Annotated in this window: 16 protein-coding genes and 1 riboswitch; of the genes, 8 read left to right on the top strand and 8 right to left on the bottom strand. The window is 59.0% G+C overall.

Annotation, left to right across the window (positions count from 1 at the left end; all coding sequences use genetic code 11):
- Nucleotides 1-380: 380 nt before the first annotated feature.
- Together purH and purD are read left to right on the top strand one after the other, a co-directional pair.
- Nucleotides 381-1,970 carry a bifunctional phosphoribosylaminoimidazolecarboxamide formyltransferase/IMP cyclohydrolase gene (gene purH, locus KHQ28_RS22395; RefSeq protein WP_002884359.1) on the top strand — a complete coding sequence of 530 codons (1,590 nt, stop codon included), beginning with the start codon at nucleotides 381-383 and terminating at the stop codon, nucleotides 1,968-1,970.
- 15 nt (nucleotides 1,971-1,985) lie between these two features.
- Nucleotides 1,986-3,281, top strand: coding sequence for a phosphoribosylamine--glycine ligase (gene purD, locus KHQ28_RS22390; RefSeq protein WP_002884357.1), 1,296 nt, complete (start codon nucleotides 1,986-1,988; stop codon nucleotides 3,279-3,281).
- On the opposite strand, the gene zraR is transcribed toward purD, so the two are convergent.
- Nucleotides 3,271-4,602, bottom strand: coding sequence for a sigma-54-dependent response regulator transcription factor ZraR (zraR, locus tag KHQ28_RS22385; RefSeq protein ID WP_032418211.1), 1,332 nt, complete (start codon nucleotides 4,600-4,602; stop codon nucleotides 3,271-3,273). The two genes, purD and zraR, sit on opposite strands and share 11 nt — an antisense overlap.
- A complete protein-coding gene (gene zraS, locus KHQ28_RS22380) occupies nucleotides 4,589-5,983 on the bottom strand; it encodes a two-component system sensor histidine kinase ZraS (protein ID WP_032413189.1) in 1,395 nt (464 codons plus the stop codon). Before zraS ends, zraR begins: the two co-directional genes overlap by 14 nt.
- Before the next feature lie 259 nt (nucleotides 5,984-6,242).
- On the opposite strand from zraS, the gene zraP reads away from it, so the two are divergent.
- A complete protein-coding gene (zraP, locus tag KHQ28_RS22375; RefSeq protein WP_032418212.1) occupies nucleotides 6,243-6,677 on the top strand; it encodes a zinc resistance sensor/chaperone ZraP in 435 nt (144 codons plus the stop codon).
- A 6-nt stretch (nucleotides 6,678-6,683) separates the two neighbouring features.
- Here the strand turns inward: zraP and KHQ28_RS22370 are convergent, their stop codons facing one another.
- From KHQ28_RS22370 to nudC, 6 genes are all read right to left on the bottom strand, one after another.
- Nucleotides 6,684-7,379, bottom strand: coding sequence for a DUF1481 domain-containing protein (locus KHQ28_RS22370; protein WP_004895020.1), 696 nt, complete (start codon nucleotides 7,377-7,379; stop codon nucleotides 6,684-6,686).
- A 12-nt stretch (nucleotides 7,380-7,391) separates the two neighbouring features.
- Entirely contained in the window at nucleotides 7,392-7,664 is a 273-nt protein-coding gene (gene hupA / locus KHQ28_RS22365; RefSeq protein WP_002884342.1) for a nucleoid-associated protein HU-alpha, read from the bottom strand.
- 186 nt (nucleotides 7,665-7,850) lie between these two features.
- The gene (locus tag KHQ28_RS22360; protein WP_002884331.1) at nucleotides 7,851-8,441 is read right to left on the bottom strand and encodes a YjaG family protein; all 591 of its coding nucleotides are present in this window, start codon (nucleotides 8,439-8,441) and stop codon (nucleotides 7,851-7,853) included.
- Between the two features lie 42 nt (nucleotides 8,442-8,483).
- A complete protein-coding gene (nfi, locus tag KHQ28_RS22355; protein ID WP_004152311.1) occupies nucleotides 8,484-9,155 on the bottom strand; it encodes a deoxyribonuclease V in 672 nt (223 codons plus the stop codon).
- Nucleotides 9,156-9,167: 12 nt separating this feature from the next.
- A complete protein-coding gene (hemE, locus tag KHQ28_RS22350) occupies nucleotides 9,168-10,232 on the bottom strand; it encodes a uroporphyrinogen decarboxylase (RefSeq protein ID WP_002884329.1) in 1,065 nt (354 codons plus the stop codon).
- Between the two features lie 40 nt (nucleotides 10,233-10,272).
- Nucleotides 10,273-11,046 (bottom strand): NAD(+) diphosphatase, encoded by a 774-nt coding sequence (gene nudC, locus KHQ28_RS22345; RefSeq protein WP_002884327.1) that lies wholly within the window; start codon nucleotides 11,044-11,046, stop codon nucleotides 10,273-10,275.
- A 93-nt stretch (nucleotides 11,047-11,139) separates the two neighbouring features.
- Between nudC and KHQ28_RS22340 the strand changes: the two genes are divergently transcribed.
- The 5 genes from KHQ28_RS22340 (at nucleotide 11,140) to thiS (ending at nucleotide 15,362) form a co-directional block, all read left to right on the top strand.
- Nucleotides 11,140-11,637, top strand: a complete 498-nt coding sequence (locus tag KHQ28_RS22340; protein WP_002884324.1) for an Rsd/AlgQ family anti-sigma factor — start codon at nucleotides 11,140-11,142, stop codon at nucleotides 11,635-11,637.
- 52 nt (nucleotides 11,638-11,689) lie between these two features.
- Nucleotides 11,690-11,814: riboswitch (TPP riboswitch) on the top strand.
- 85 nt (nucleotides 11,815-11,899) lie between these two features.
- Entirely contained in the window at nucleotides 11,900-13,795 is a 1,896-nt protein-coding gene (gene thiC / locus KHQ28_RS22335) for a phosphomethylpyrimidine synthase ThiC (protein ID WP_004178230.1), read from the top strand.
- Complete coding sequence (gene thiE, locus KHQ28_RS22330; protein WP_019705859.1) at nucleotides 13,795-14,430, top strand: thiamine phosphate synthase; 636 nt, start codon at nucleotides 13,795-13,797, stop codon at nucleotides 14,428-14,430. Before thiC ends, thiE begins: the two co-directional genes overlap by 1 nt.
- Complete coding sequence (thiF, locus tag KHQ28_RS22325; protein WP_004177871.1) at nucleotides 14,423-15,178, top strand: thiazole biosynthesis adenylyltransferase ThiF; 756 nt, start codon at nucleotides 14,423-14,425, stop codon at nucleotides 15,176-15,178. The genes thiE and thiF overlap by 8 nt, the downstream gene beginning before the upstream one ends.
- On the top strand, nucleotides 15,162-15,362 hold the full coding sequence (gene thiS, locus KHQ28_RS22320) for a sulfur carrier protein ThiS (RefSeq protein WP_002884183.1): 201 nt from the start codon (nucleotides 15,162-15,164) through the stop codon (nucleotides 15,360-15,362). Before thiF ends, thiS begins: the two co-directional genes overlap by 17 nt.

Raw genomic sequence — 15,362 nt, 5'->3', positions numbered from 1 at the left:
TGTTTGTGTGAAGTGATTCACATCCGCCGTGTCGATGGAGGCGCATTATAGGGAGTTCTCGAGCGTCCGCAATAGAAAAATGGCAGAAAAATGACTGACTGCTGCATTCCCCAGCAAAACCCCGCTTTATACCTCGTTACACACAGAATTATCCACAGGAGAGCGTAAAAACATGACCGCTAGCCCCGTGGATCGCCAGCTATATAGAAGGAGATTCACCGGCCTGGAGAGAAACATAAAAATTCGCGAGCGTTGCGCAAACGTTTTCGTTACAATGCCGCGCTATGACACGGATGCCCGGTTGGGTGCGTTAGGTGAGTTTTTAGGCAAAAACTCACCTAACGCTCTCTGTAATGTTCAAATCCTGGGGATTTAATACCATGCAACAACGTCGTCCAGTCCGCCGCGCTCTGCTCAGTGTTTCTGACAAGGCCGGTATCGTCGAATTCGCGCAGGCGCTTTCCGCTCGTGGTGTCGAGCTGCTGTCCACCGGCGGCACCGCTCGCCTGCTGGCAGATAAAGGCCTGCCGGTTACCGAAGTCTCTGACTACACCGGTTTCCCGGAAATGATGGATGGACGCGTGAAGACCCTGCATCCGAAAGTACACGGCGGCATCCTCGGTCGTCGCGGTCAGGATGACGGTATCATGCAGCAACACGGTATCGCGCCTATCGATATGGTTGTCGTTAACCTTTACCCGTTCGCCCAGACCGTCGCTCGTGAAGGATGCTCGCTGGAAGACGCGGTGGAAAACATCGATATCGGCGGCCCGACCATGGTGCGCTCCGCGGCGAAGAACCATAAAGATGTCGCCATCGTAGTTAAGAGCAGCGACTACGACGCCATCATTAATGAGATGGACGCCAACGAAGGTTCCCTCACGCTGGCCACCCGCTTCGACCTCGCCATTAAAGCCTTCGAACACACCGCCGCTTACGACAGCATGATCGCCAACTACTTCGGCAGCATGGTTCCAGCCTATCACGGCGAAAGCAAAGAAGCCGCTGGCCGCTTCCCGCGTACCCTGAATCTGAACTTCATTAAGAAGCAGGATATGCGCTACGGCGAAAACAGCCACCAGCAGGCGGCCTTCTATATAGAAGAGAATGTAAAAGAGGCCTCCGTGGCTACCGCCACCCAGCTGCAGGGCAAAGCGCTCTCCTATAACAATATTGCCGATACCGATGCGGCGCTGGAGTGCGTGAAAGAGTTCAACGAGCCGGCCTGCGTTATCGTTAAGCACGCCAACCCGTGCGGCGTTGCCGTCAGCGACTCGATCCTTGACGCCTACGATCGCGCTTACAAAACCGACCCGACCTCCGCGTTCGGCGGCATCATTGCCTTTAACCGCGAGCTGGATGCTGAAACCGCGCAGGCGATCATCTCTCGCCAGTTCGTCGAAGTGATCATCGCGCCGTCCGCCAGCGAAGAAGCGCTGAAAATCACCGCCGCGAAGCAGAACGTCCGCGTACTGACCTGCGGCCAGTGGGATACTCGCGTTGCCGGCCTCGATTTCAAACGCGTTAACGGTGGTCTGCTGGTTCAGGACCGCGATCTCGGCATGGTCACCGCAGGTGAACTGCGCGTGGTCAGCAAACGTCAGCCAACCGAGCAGGAACTGCGCGATGCGCTGTTCTGCTGGAAAGTGGCGAAATTCGTCAAATCCAACGCCATTGTGTATGCCAAAGATAATATGACCATCGGCATAGGCGCCGGTCAGATGAGCCGCGTCTATTCGGCGAAAATCGCCGGAATTAAAGCCGGTGACGAAGGTCTGGAAGTGAAAGGTTCCGCCATGGCCTCTGACGCTTTCTTCCCGTTCCGCGACGGCATCGATGCCGCAGCCGCGGTAGGCATCACCTGCGTTATTCAGCCGGGCGGCTCTATCCGTGACGACGAAGTGATTGCCGCCGCTGACGAACACGGCATCGCCATGATCTTCACCGACATGCGCCACTTCCGCCATTAATTCATGGAGCAGCAGATGAAAGTATTAGTAATCGGCAACGGCGGGCGCGAGCACGCGCTGGCCTGGAAAGCGGCTCAGTCGCCGCTGGTTGATACCGTCTACGTCGCGCCGGGCAACGCCGGTACCGCCCTGGAGCCGTCGCTGCAAAACGTCGCCATCGGCGTCACCGATATTCCGGCGCTGCTTCGCTTCGCGCAGGATGAGAACATCGATCTGACCATCGTTGGCCCGGAAGCGCCGTTGGTCATTGGCGTGGTCGACGCGTTCCGTGCCGCCGGGCTGAACATTTTCGGGCCAACCGAAGGCGCCGCGCAGCTGGAAGGCTCAAAAGCCTTCACCAAAGATTTTCTCGCCCGTCATCATATTCCGACGGCGGAATACCAGAACTTCACCGAAGTGGAGCCTGCGCTGGCTTATCTGCGCGAGAAAGGCGCGCCGATCGTCATCAAAGCCGACGGTCTGGCGGCGGGTAAAGGCGTTATCGTGGCGATGACCCTCGAGGAAGCCGAAGCGGCGGTCAAAGATATGTTGGCCGGCAACGCCTTTGGCGACGCAGGCCACCGCATCGTGATTGAAGAGTTCCTCGATGGCGAAGAGGCTAGCTTTATTGTGATGGTCGACGGCGAGCACGTCCTGCCGATGGCCACCAGCCAGGATCACAAGCGCGTCGGCAACGGCGATACCGGCCCGAACACCGGCGGGATGGGGGCGTACTCCCCGGCGCCGGTGGTTACTGACGAAGTCCACCAGCGCACCATGGAGCGGATTATCTGGCCAACCGTGAAAGGCATGGCCGCTGAAGGCAACACCTATACCGGTTTCCTCTACGCCGGTCTGATGATCGACAAGCAGGGCAACCCGAAGGTGATTGAGTTCAACTGCCGCTTTGGCGACCCGGAAACCCAACCGATCATGCTGCGCATGAAGTCCGACCTGGTCGAGCTGTGCCTCGCCGCCTGCGCGGGCAAGCTGGACGAGAAAACCTCCGAGTGGGATGACCGCGCGTCGCTGGGCGTGGTGGTTGCCGCCGGCGGCTATCCGGGCAGCTACAATACGGGCGATGAGATCTACGGCCTGCCGCAGCAGGAAGTCGCAGACGGTAAGGTCTTCCACGCCGGCACCAAACTGTCTGACGACCAGCGCGTGGTCACCAACGGCGGGCGCGTGCTGTGCGTCACCGCGCTGGGTGACTCCGTAGCGCAGGCGCAGCAGCGCGCCTATCAGCTGCTGACCGACATTCGCTGGGACGGTAGCTTTAGCCGTAGCGATATCGGCTGGCGCGCCATCGAACGTGAAAAGGCTAACGGCTAAGTTTCGCCAGCAGCGTTTTGCGCGTAATGCCTAACTGACGGGCGGCTTCAGTTTTGTTGCCGCCCGTTTTTTCCAGCGCCGCCAGAATCACCTCTTTCTCCACTTCCACTAACGGCTGAATTCCCCCCTCCTCGCTCCCGACTGATGGCAGCGGCGTACCGGCGATCGCCAGCGGCAGTTCTCGCTCAGAGATATAGTTTCCGGTCAGTAGCACCACCGCCCGCTCCACCGCGTTTTCCAGCTCGCGTATATTGCCCGGCCAGGGGTAGTGGATCAGCAGGTCCATCGCCTGTGGCGTGAACCCCTTTACCGTCTTACGATTGCGTTCGGTATAGCGTTTGAGAAAATGCTGCGCCAGCTGCGGAATATCTTCCCGTCGCCGGCGCAGCGGCGGTATCTCGATGGTCACAACGTTGAGTCGGTAATAGAGATCCTGGCGAAAGCGCCCGGCGCTCACCTCTTCCGCAAGGTTGCGATGGGTGGCGGCGATAAGCCGCACATCAACGGCAAGCGTCTGGTTGCTGCCGACCCGCTGCACCTCCCGCTCCTGAATCGCCCGCAGCAAGCGGACCTGCATCACTGGCGAGATATCGCCTATCTCATCAAGAAACAGCGTGCCGCCATCCGCTTCGACAAAGCGTCCTTCCCGCCGCCGATCCGCCCCGGTAAACGCCCCTTTTTCATGGCCGAAGAGTTCCGACTCCAGCAGTGACTCATTCAGCGCCGCGCAGTTGAGCGTGACCAACGGCTTGTCACCACGCTCGCTGCAGGCGTGGATGGCGTGCGCCACCAGCTCCTTACCGGTTCCCGACTCCCCATAAATCAGCACCGTCGCGTCCGAAGGGGCCACCAGCGTAATATCGTTAAGAAGCGCCTGCATCGCCGGGCTGTCGCCAATCATGCCCCACCGTGAATCCGTCGCAACGCTGGGGTCGCTCTCGCTCTGCCGGGTGTGCGCCAATGCCTGAACCAGCGTCTGCTGCAGGGTGTCAAAATCCAGCGGTTTAACCAGATAATCCAGCGCCCCGGACTTAATAGCTTCTACCGCCGTACCGACGCTGGAAAACGCCGTCATGATCAGCACCGGTATCGCCGGGTTATAGGCCTTAATCTCTTTTAACGTTGCGATACCGTCCATCTCCGCCATACGGATATCGCACAGCACCAGGTCGAAGACCTGCTGATGGATCTGCTCCAGCGCCTGCAGGCCGTTGTGAGCCAACCCCACCTGATAGCCCCAGCCGCGCAGCAGCGCCTGCAGGATCGTGCAGTGGCTGACGTCATCATCAACGACCAGAATCTGTACTTTATCGCTGCTCATCTTCCCTCCGTTGAGCATCCACCGGTAACCAAAGCGTAAATATCGCTCCAGCTCCCGGCTGACTTTCGGCGCGGATCGTCCCGCCATGTTGTTCGATAATATTCTGCACTACGGCCAGCCCCAGCCCGGTGCCGTCCGCCTTGGTGGTGAAATACGGCGTGAAGATAGCCTGTAACTCTTCATTGCTCATCCCCTTACCGCTATCCGTGACGACGATTTTCACCCGCTGACGATCGGCTTCGCTTGCTGTTACGCGAATGACGCCGTCACGGCCAATCGCCTGCATTGCATTCAGGTACAGATTCAACAGCACCTGATTCAGGCGATCGGGGTCGGCGCTGATCGTGGTTAACTCAGGTCGCGGAGTAAATTGCAGCGCGATCCCGCGGCTCTGCGCATCCTGGCTTACCAACTGCAATGAGTGGCGGATAAGCGCGTTGATATCGACTGTCTGGTAGTTTAGATGGGCGGGCCGGACCAGCTCCAGCAGCTCGCTGACCACCCGGTTCAGGCGATCAGCCTCTTTGGCCATCACCTGGGCTAACTGATGCGACTCGCCGCCAGGCGACGTGCGCTCGGCAAAATATTTCGCCAGCCCTTTAATCGACGAGAGCGGGTTGCGGATCTCGTGCGCGACCCCCGCCGCCAGATGGCCAAGCGCCACCAGCTTTTCCTTGCGGGCCATCGCCTCCAGCAGCTGTTTCCGCGAGCGACGATAGCGGCGGAACCAGAACTGAGCGAGGATCGTCGCCGCTATCACCAGCGCGGCGGCACCCAGCATGATGGCCATATTCCGCTGCCCGCGGGCCTGCGCGGCATCCAGCTCGCGGCTATCAAAGGCGATAAAAATCACCTGCGGGACGGTGGCCTGAGCCAGGGCGCTATTGCCGCGGTTCATCATTCCCATATGGTGGCCGCGGGCCGGATTAAGCGGGCGAAAATGGCGATAGATCTCCAGCGCCGGCTGCGGTTCGCTAAGCCGGCGCCAGCGGGCCTGTTCGCCAACCGCTAACGCACGCATCTGCGCCGGGCTATACAGCGTTTTACCCACCTGCTGCGGATCGCTATGGGCGATAATTTTACCGTTTTCATCGGTCACCGCGAACCACAGGACACCCGGTTGCCAGGCCATCTCTTCCAGCAGGGCCTGCAGCTGCGCATGATGCATACGCATCCCCATCCCGACGCGCGTGCCGGACTCCAGCGCGCGGATCAGCACGCTCCCTTTCTCTTCAATGGTTTGTCGGGCAGCGGTCGTCTCGCGACCGTAGTCGCGGACGATCATCGCGGAGAACAGCATGACCAGCAGCACAACCGTGCCGGTCAGCAGCCAGCTCAGCGCGCCAGCGGCGGCGTCCCGGGAGAGAGATTTGATCTTCATCGGCGAGTCCTTGTCATCTCTTTTTCACTATCTGCAGGCTCCTTCAGCAGAAATCATGCCATGTTTCCGCGCGGCCAATCCTGCTCTCAAACATATCGCCTGCGCTTAAGCGAGTAAAAATGACTCGCCTGACCCTGGCGGAACGGGTCATTTTTACTCGCTCTCCTCGGCAAAGGCTTCGGCAGGCCGACACAGACGGGCTTTTTCAGACTGGCATGGAAGATGCAATACCGAAGGAAACCACACAGGAGAAAATGCCATGAAACGGAACCGTACCTTACCTCTCGCCCTCGTTACCTTTGCCGCGCTGACCTTCGCCAGCAACGCGGCCTGGGCCAACCACCACTGGGGCAACAATAACGGGATGGGCAACCAGGGCTACAGTCAGCTGACCCAGGAGCAGCAGGCTACCGTGCAAAAGCTGCATAACGATTACTATGCGCAAACCAGCGCCCTGCGCCAGCAGCTGCAGTCCAAACGCTATGAGTACAATGCGCTGCTCACGGCGCAAAAGCCGGACAGCGGGAAGATTGAAGCTGTCGCTCAGGAGATGGAAGGCTTACGCCAGAAGCTGGATCAGCAGCGGGTGAAGTTTGATATCGCCCTGGCTGAGGCAGGCGTTCCCCGCGGCGCAGGAATGGGATATGGCGGCTGTCGCGGTAGCGCCGGCGGTCATATGGGCATGAACCACTGATAAAGGTTAGAAGTTTTTTTCCGTCGGCTGCCAGGTGCAGAAGTTTTCATTGGCGACCAGCAGCAGTTGAGAGCCTTCCGGCGCCTCCAGCCAGGCAATGCTCACTGCGGCGGAAGCGTGGCTCTGGCGGCGTTCAATGTGCGCCAGGGCCCGGCTATCGAGGTCGGGCGTAACCGTCTGCCCTTCGCAGGTCAGCACGGTATGCGCGGCAGCGTTCCAGCGTCCCTGGCGCAGGACGACCCGCCCCTGGCGGAGGGCGTCGCTGGTCTGGCGGATCTGTTCGGCGCGATAACGATATAGCGCGACCTGGTCGCTGGAGAGCTGCTGCTTCTGCCCGTCCACTTCCCGTTGCATAAAGCTCAGATCGCCCTGCGCGTCGAAACGGGCGCGAATATGTTCCGGCGGTTTGCCATAGACATTGAGTTCGATAAGCGCCAGTTGATCGCCCTGCCAGCGATATTCGCTGGTCGAGGTGTCCCCGTGACGCCACGGGCTGAAGGCGGCGAGAAGATGGACTTCATCGCCAGAATCTTTACGCCAGATGCGCATCGCTCCCTGATTGTCCGCATATCCGCTGGCGGTAAACGGCGGTAGCGACGTGTCGTGGCTGCAGGCAGTCAGCAACAGGATGCCCGCCAGCGCCAGAGGCCGGCGCCAGACAGACAAAAGGGGCTTAATAGCCCCTTCGATAAAACTGTTCACTGCCACGCGGTCTTACTTAACTGCGTCTTTCAGTGCTTTGCCAGAAACAAATGCCGGCACGTTAGCTGCAGCGATTTTGATCTCTTTACCGGTCTGCGGGTTGCGGCCAGTACGCTCAGCGCGGTGGTTCACTTTGAAGGTACCGAAACCAACCAGTTGAACAGCATCACCTTCTTTCAGAGACTCAGTAATTGCAGCCAGGGTAGATTCCAGGGCAGCTTTAGCCTGTGCTTTGGACAGGTCAGCTTTGTCCGCAATTACATCAATCAGTTGAGTCTTGTTCATAAGTTATCCTTACAATGTGTTTATCGCTTGCTAAGCATCGAGTGCGACGGAAATGCCAAAAAAGCACCCTCCTGCATACACGCACCGATAGCCACTTTTTTTCGCCCTCCAAATGTAGACCAGACGGGGGGCGGAATGGAAGCCTTCAGACGCTACAATTCAGGCGGTAAATCACGTTTTCTGGTCTCACTGCTGAAAATTTATACCAATATTGCTCTCGCCAGCCTCGCGCAGGTCCGCGCGCAGGCCTTTTATCAGCTCAAGATCACGCTCTTCACAGTCGGCCAGCAGGCGGAAAATTTCCCACTGAATATCCCATTCCTGCTCGACCGCCGGATTCGCTTTCAACTCTTCGTCGGTCATTTCGCGACCTTCCTGGGTCATTTCCAGCATCGCCACGGTGGTGATGGAGGTCTTGCTCACCTCGATCGCGTGCTCGAGCGTTTCGCCGCTCAGACGAGAATGAATCAGTTCACTCAACGCCACGCAAGCGTCTATGGCCGGATAGACACCGTACATGTCGAAATCATCTGCCGCCGGGATCGCCTCTTCCAGCTTCTCCAGCTGGCTGTCGAAATTCACCTTCGCATCTTTAACCGTCAGCGTTTCCCAGATCAGGTCCAGGATACGACGATAAAGCAGGCCGTCGCCAAACTCGGTTTGCTTGCAGAACATCGCGTAGTTGGGATACATACGTTCGCACAGGCAGGCCATAAAAGTGACATGCTGCCAGCTTTCCAGCTTCTCCAGGCGCAGGTGAATCGGGTTTTGTAACATGATGAATTCTCGAAGTCAGAAATTAGGCGCAGTGTACCTGAATCAGCTGTGATTTGCTTGCCAACGCACAAACGACGGACGACGGGACGCCACCGCATCGGCCCAGCGCGTCGGCTCGGGCAGACGGTAGCCTCGCATGCAGCGCTCAACCCACATTAAAGCGCTGTCCATGCCTACCCGGTGGCCGGTGCTAATAAACAGCGGGTTGCAGCGCACTTTGCTGCGCCAGACCCAGGCCAGTTGCTCATTTTTATCCATCAGCGGGGCCAGCGCGCCAGGCTCATCACCCAGGTCGCCGATTTTGCCGCACAGGCGTTTTTTCGCCACTCCGATAGTCGGCACATCAATCATCAGGCCAAAATGGCTGGCGACGCCCAATCTCCGGGGATGAGAAATGCCGTGTCCGTCAACGAAGAGCAGGTCCGGTTTTTGCGAAAGCTGCTCCCACGCCGCCAGCAGCGCAGGCGTTTCGCGAAACGAGAGAAAGCCGGGAATATAGGGCATAGAGGTGGCGACCCGCGCCACCTGATACTCCACCAGCTCAAGCTCAGGCCAGGTCAGCAGCACCATCGCAGCCCGGGTGATCTCCCCTTCCTGCTCAAACCCGACGTCCGCGCCGCCGATCAACGCCGGCGGGTCGCGATCCAGTCGATCCGCACGCTCTACCGACGCGGCTAACTGTTGCTGTTGGGTACGTAGTGCGGCTAAATCCATAGGGCTTATCTCCTACTGGTGATAGGGTGCGGACAGACGGTGCACAGCCTCAACAAAGACGCCCGCATGCTCGGGGTCAACGTCCTGATGAATACCGTGTCCAAGGTTAAAGACGTGGCCTTCCCCCTGGCCAAAGCCGGCAAGAATGGTCGCCACTTCTTCTTCAATACGCGGGGCGGACGCATAGAGCATCGACGGATCCATATTGCCCTGCAGCGCTACTTTGTTACCCACGCGACGGCGGGCATCGGCAATATCGGTGGTCCAGTCGAGACCCAACGCATCGCAGCCGGTCTCCGCCATCGCTTCCAGCCACTGACCACCGCCTTTGGTGAACAAGGTCACCGGCACGCGACGGCCTTCGTTTTCCCGCAGCAGGCCATCGACGATCTTATGCATGTAGTAGAGGGAAAACTGCTGATAGTCGCGGCCGGTCAGCACCCCGCCCCAGGTGTCAAAAATCATCACCGACTGCGCGCCGGCTTTGATCTGCGCGTTGAGATACAGGGTAACGCTCTTCGCCAGCTTATCCAGCAGCGCATGCAGCGCCTGCGGCTCGGCGTACATCATCTTTTTAATCACGGTGAAAGCCTTGCTGCTGCCGCCCTCCACCATGTACGTAGCCAGCGTCCATGGACTACCGGAAAAACCGATCAGCGGCACTTCGCCTTTCAGTTCGCGGCGAATGGTGCGCACGGCGTTCATTACATAGCCCAGCTCCTGCTCCGGATCCGGGATCGGCAGCTTGTCGACGTCGGCTTTACTTTTTACCGGCGAGGTGAAGCGCGGACCTTCGCCAGCTTCAAAGTACAGCCCCAGCCCCATGGCGTCCGGGATGGTCAGGATGTCCGAAAAGAGGATCGCCGCGTCCAGCGGGTAACGGCGCAGCGGCTGGAGCGTCACTTCGCAGGCCAGCTCGGCATTTTTACACAGCGACATAAAGTCGCCCGCTTGCGCACGGGTGGCTTTGTACTCCGGTAAATAGCGGCCCGCCTGGCGCATCATCCACACCGGGGTGACATCAACCGGCTGACGCAGCAGCGCGCGCAGGTAACGATCGTTCTTCAGTTCGGTCATTTTTACATTCCTTTAGCGTTGATACGCCCAGTGTAACATGTCACTCGAACTCTGCCCGACACATCGCGACGGTATCTTCGATAAGCCGCCGCGCCACTGTCCCCGGCGGCGGCAGAAGCGGCAGGTCGTCATAGCGATACCAGTCCGCGGTCAGTAACTCTTTTTTGTCGACCACGATCTCGCCATCAGCGTAATCCGCCATAAAGGCGGTCATCAGCGACTGCGGGAACGGCCATGGCTGAGAGGTCACGTAACGCAGATTTTTTACCCGAATACCGCTCTCCTCCATCACCTCGCGAGCCACCGCCTGCTCAAGGGTTTCGCCGACCTCGACAAAGCCGGCCAGCACGGTGTGCACGCCGTTGCGATGGCGCGTATGTTGCGCCAGCAGGATCGCATCGTCGCGACGGATTGCCACGATAATGCAGGGGGCAATTTGCGGGTAGTAACGTTCACGGCAGTGGCTGCACAGCATCGCCCATTCGCTTTTGCTGGCATGCATCGGGTGGCCGCAGTAACCGCAAAATTTATGCGAGCGATAAAATTCGGCGAGCTGGATCCCCCGCCCAGCCAGCTGGAAGAGTCCCGGATCCTGATCCAGCACCTGGCGCAACGATCCCATGTCATGGCGACGATCCTGGCGCACCATCCACACGGACTCGCCCTGCCACTCGCCAATATGCAGCGCATGCTGGCCGACAAGATCGAAATTAACCGCTTCGCCATGTGGTAATTCTCCACCAGGCAACCATAATTTTTGTTCGTGACTGACAACCCACCAGCCGCGATCTAATTTTTCAATAATACGATCCATATCTATTGCACTACCTTTGCTTCACTGGCATGTTGTTAACATTATATTTACATTTTGGTGAGCAGATTTAAATCAAAACTAGCGGAGTCAATCATGCTAAACCAGCTGGAAAATCTGACGGAGCGCGTTGGCGGTAGTAATGAACTGGTCGATCGCTGGCTACAAGTGCGTAAGCATCTGCTCGTGGCTTACTACAACCTGGTTGGCCTGAAACCGGGCAAAGAGTCGTTTATGCGGCTAAACGAAAAGGCGCTGGATGACTTTTGCCAAAGTCTGGTGGATTACCTCTCATCCGGTCATTTTAGTATTTATGAACGCATTATTGGCGAAATGGAAGGCGATACCCCTCTTTTAGCCGCCACCCGGCTTTACCCGCAGCTGGAAGCCAATACCCAGCAGATGATGGACTACTACGATACCTGCCTCGAAAACGCCATCGATCACGATAACTATCTTGAATTTCAGCAGGCGCTGTCGGATATCGGCGAGTCGCTGGAGGCGCGTTTCGCGCTGGAAGATAAACTGATCGCCCTGGCTGTCGCCCATAACCTGAGCAATGACGTGCGCGATAATATTGCGCCGACCGCTTGAGTTGTGAACCGTTAACGCGTAATTTACGTACATTATCCCTCTGCGGAGGGATTTCATCTTGTCGGAGTGCCTATTTTCCATGCGCAGGCTAACGTGGAAAAGGCTGAGACCGTTAATTCGGGATCCGCGGAACCTGATCAGGCTAATACCTGCGAAGGGAACAAGAGTAAACTGCTGTTCGCGTCAGTCCGTCAGGGCCGATCGCATCTGTTACTCCATCCGTCGTCTGACAAGCCATGTCCTTTTTTAACTGGAATGCGCTATGTCTACTACCAAACTAACCCGTCGGGAACAACGCGAGCACGCGCAGCGATTCATTGATACGCTGGCGGGTACCGCTTTTCCTAATTCACGCCGCATCTATGTTCACGGCTCACAAGCGGATATCCGCGTCCCGATGCGTGAAATTCAGCTCAGCCCAACTCTCGTCGGCGGCGATAAAGATAACCCCCGGTACGAAACCAACGAACCGATCCCGGTGTATGACACCTCCGGGCCGTATGGCGACCCGGATATTAGCATTGATGTCCGCCAGGGGTTGGCAAAGCTGCGCCAGCCGTGGATCGACGCGCGTAACGACTGCGCGCCGCTCAGCGAACGCAGCTCGGCCTATACCAAAGCGCGGCTGGCCGACGACGGTCTCGATGAGCTGCGCTTCAGCGGCCTGCTGACGCCCAAACGCGCCGTCGCTGGCAAATGCGTTACCCAGCTGCATTACGCCCGCCAGGGGATAGTCACCCCGGAGATGGAGTTCATCGCCATTCGCGAAAACATGGGTCGCGAACGTATCCGCAGCGAGGTTCTGCGCCAGCAGCACGCAGGTGAAGGCTTCGGCGCCCACCTTCCGGAAAACATCACCCCCGAGTTTGTTCGCGATGAAGTGGCCGCCGGACGCGCCATCATCCCCGCCAACATCAACCACCCGGAGTCTGAACCGATGATTATCGGCCGCAACTTCCTGGTGAAAGTGAATGCCAATATCGGCAACTCGGCGGTGACCTCTTCCATCGAAGAAGAGGTCGAGAAACTGGTCTGGTCAACCCGCTGGGGCGCCGACACGGTGATGGACCTCTCCACCGGCCGCTATATCCACGAAACCCGCGAGTGGATCCTGCGCAACAGCCCGGTGCCGATTGGTACCGTGCCGATTTACCAGGCGCTGGAGAAGGTCAACGGCATCGCCGAGAATCTCACCTGGCAAGTCTTCCGCGATACCCTGCTGGAACAGGCCGAGCAAGGCGTCGACTACTTCACGATTCACGCCGGCGTACTGTTGCGCTACGTCCCGATGACGGCGAAGCGCCTGACCGGTATCGTCTCGCGCGGCGGCTCAATCATGGCTAAGTGGTGCCTGTCGCATCATCAGGAAAACTTCCTCTACCAGCATTTCCGCGAAATCTGCGAAATCTGCGCCGCCTATGACGTGTCGCTGTCGCTGGGCGATGGCCTGCGCCCCGGCTCCATTCAGGATGCCAACGACGAGGCGCAGTTTTCCGAGCTGCGCACCCTCGGCGAACTGACGAAAATCGCCTGGGAATATGACGTGCAGGTGATGATTGAAGGCCCTGGCCACGTGCCGATGCAGATGATCCGCCGCAATATGACCGAACAGCTGGAGCACTGCCACGAAGCGCCGTTCTACACCCTGGGGCCGCTCACCACTGATATCGCGCCGGGCTACGACCATTTCACCTCCGGTATCGGCGCGGCAATGATCGGCTGGTTCGGCTGCGCCATGCTGTGCTATGTCACGCCGAAAGAGCATCTCGGCCTGCCCAACAAAGAGGATGTCAAACAGGGGCTGATTACCTACAAAATCGCCGCCCACGCCGCCGACCTCGCGAAAGGCCACCCCGGGGCGCAGATCCGCGACAACGCGATGTCAAAAGCGCGTTTTGAATTCCGCTGGGAAGACCAGTTCAACCTCGCGCTCGACCCGTTCACCGCGCGGGCCTATCACGATGAAACCCTGCCGCAGGAGTCCGGCAAAGTCGCCCACTTCTGCTCCATGTGCGGGCCGAAATTCTGTTCGATGAAAATCACTCAGGAGGTCCGCGACTACGCCGCGAAGCAAAGTATCGAAGCCGGCATGGCCGATATGTCGAATAACTTCCGCGCCCGCGGCGGCGAAATCTACCTGAAACAGGAGGAAGCCTGATGTATCAACCTGATTTTCCACCCGTCCCGTTTCGTCTCGGACTCTACCCGGTGGTGGACAGCGTGGCGTGGATTGAGCGCCTGCTCGAAGCTGGGGTACGTACCCTTCAGTTACGCATCAAAGACCGGCGCGACAGCGAAGTTGAGGATGACGTGATCGCCGCCATCGCCCTTGGTCGCCGCTATCACGCCCGACTGTTCATTAACGATTACTGGCAACTGGCGATTAAGCACCAGGCCTATGGCGTGCATCTCGGACAAGAAGATCTGGAAACCACCGATCTGAGCGCTATCCGCCAGGCCGGGCTGCGTCTTGGCGTCTCTACTCACGATGATATGGAAATTGATGTCGCCCTTGCGGCACGCCCCTCTTACATCGCGCTAGGTCACGTCTTCCCGACGCAAACCAAACAGATGCCTTCCGCGCCGCAGGGCCTCGAGCAGCTTGCCAGACATATTCAACGCCTGGCGGATTACCCCACCGTGGCGATCGGCGGAATAAGCCTGGAAAAGGCGCCGGGGGTACTGGCGACCGGCGTCGGCAGCATCGCGGTGGTCAGCGCCATCACCCAGGCGGCGGACTGGCGGGCAGCGACCAACCAACTGCTGACGCTGGCGGGAGCAGGCGATGAATGATCACGACTTTATGCGCTATAGCCGCCAGCTGCTGCTGGAGGATATTGCCATCGAAGGGCAGCAGAAGCTGTTAGCCAGTCGAGTGCTGATTATCGGCCTTGGCGGGCTGGGCTCCCCGGCGGCGCTCTATCTGGCCGGGGCTGGCGTCGGGACGCTGACCCTGGCCGATGACGACGCGGTGCATCTCAGCAACCTGCAACGGCAGATCTTGTTCACCAGCGCGGATATCGATCGGCCAAAAGCCGCAGCGGCACAGACCCGGCTCAGCCAGCTAAACCCGCAGATCAAACTGGTAGCGCTCCAGCAGCGCTTAAGCGGCGAGGCGCTCCGCGCCGAAGTGGCGAAAGCGGACGTGGTGCTGGACTGTACCGATAATATGGTCACCCGCCAGGCGATCAATGCCGCCTGTGTGGCCCTCGATACCCCGTTAGTGACCGCCAGCGCCGTGGGCTTCGGCGGTCAGCTGATGGTGCTCACCCCGCCCTGGACGCAGGGCTGCTATCGCTGCCTGTGGCCGGAAAGCGATGAACCGCAGCGCAACTGCCGCACCGCGGGGATCGTCGGCCCGGTGGTCGGCATGATGGGCACCCTGCAGGCGCTGGAGACGATTAAGCTGCTCAGCGGCATGGCGACGCCGCGCAACACCCTGCGGCTGTTCGACGCCCGCACCAGCAACTGGCGCGCCCTTGCGCTACAGCGTTCCCGGAGCTGCCCGGTGTGCGGAGGGCGGCATGCAGATCTGGTTTAACGACGAGCCGCTGGCGTGCGCCGACAATCTCAGCGTCAGCGCCCTGCTGACCCAGCTCGAACAGCAGCAGCCTGGCGTTGCGCTGGCGCTCAATCAACACATCCTGCCGCGCGACCGGTGGGAAGATCATCTCTTGCAGGAAGGCGATCGGGTCCTGCTTTTTCAGGTTATCGCTGGAGGCTGA

Source organism: Klebsiella sp. 28 (assembly GCF_018223905.1).
GTDB lineage: Bacteria > Pseudomonadota > Gammaproteobacteria > Enterobacterales > Enterobacteriaceae > Klebsiella > Klebsiella pneumoniae.
Note: the sequence above shows the minus strand (reverse complement) of the source record. Positions and strands in the feature narration are given on the sequence as shown.

Coding starts and splice junctions, on each gene's coding strand:
- purH (WP_002884359.1), top strand. CDS start 381: ATGCAACAACGTCGTCCAGTCCGCCGCGCTCTGCTCAGTGTTTCTGAC.
- purD (WP_002884357.1), top strand. CDS start 1,986: ATGAAAGTATTAGTAATCGGCAACGGCGGGCGCGAGCACGCGCTGGCC.
- zraR (WP_032418211.1), bottom strand. CDS start 4,602: ATGAGCAGCGATAAAGTACAGATTCTGGTCGTTGATGATGACGTCAGC.
- zraS (WP_032413189.1), bottom strand. CDS start 5,983: ATGAAGATCAAATCTCTCTCCCGGGACGCCGCCGCTGGCGCGCTGAGC.
- zraP (WP_032418212.1), top strand. CDS start 6,243: ATGAAACGGAACCGTACCTTACCTCTCGCCCTCGTTACCTTTGCCGCG.
- hupA (WP_002884342.1), bottom strand. CDS start 7,664: ATGAACAAGACTCAACTGATTGATGTAATTGCGGACAAAGCTGACCTG.
- KHQ28_RS22360 (WP_002884331.1), bottom strand. CDS start 8,441: ATGTTACAAAACCCGATTCACCTGCGCCTGGAGAAGCTGGAAAGCTGG.
- nfi (WP_004152311.1), bottom strand. CDS start 9,155: ATGGATTTAGCCGCACTACGTACCCAACAGCAACAGTTAGCCGCGTCG.
- hemE (WP_002884329.1), bottom strand. CDS start 10,232: ATGACCGAACTGAAGAACGATCGTTACCTGCGCGCGCTGCTGCGTCAG.
- nudC (WP_002884327.1), bottom strand. CDS start 11,046: ATGGATCGTATTATTGAAAAATTAGATCGCGGCTGGTGGGTTGTCAGT.
- KHQ28_RS22340 (WP_002884324.1), top strand. CDS start 11,140: ATGCTAAACCAGCTGGAAAATCTGACGGAGCGCGTTGGCGGTAGTAAT.
- thiC (WP_004178230.1), top strand. CDS start 11,900: ATGTCTACTACCAAACTAACCCGTCGGGAACAACGCGAGCACGCGCAG.
- thiE (WP_019705859.1), top strand. CDS start 13,795: ATGTATCAACCTGATTTTCCACCCGTCCCGTTTCGTCTCGGACTCTAC.
- thiF (WP_004177871.1), top strand. CDS start 14,423: ATGAATGATCACGACTTTATGCGCTATAGCCGCCAGCTGCTGCTGGAG.
- thiS (WP_002884183.1), top strand. CDS start 15,162: ATGCAGATCTGGTTTAACGACGAGCCGCTGGCGTGCGCCGACAATCTC.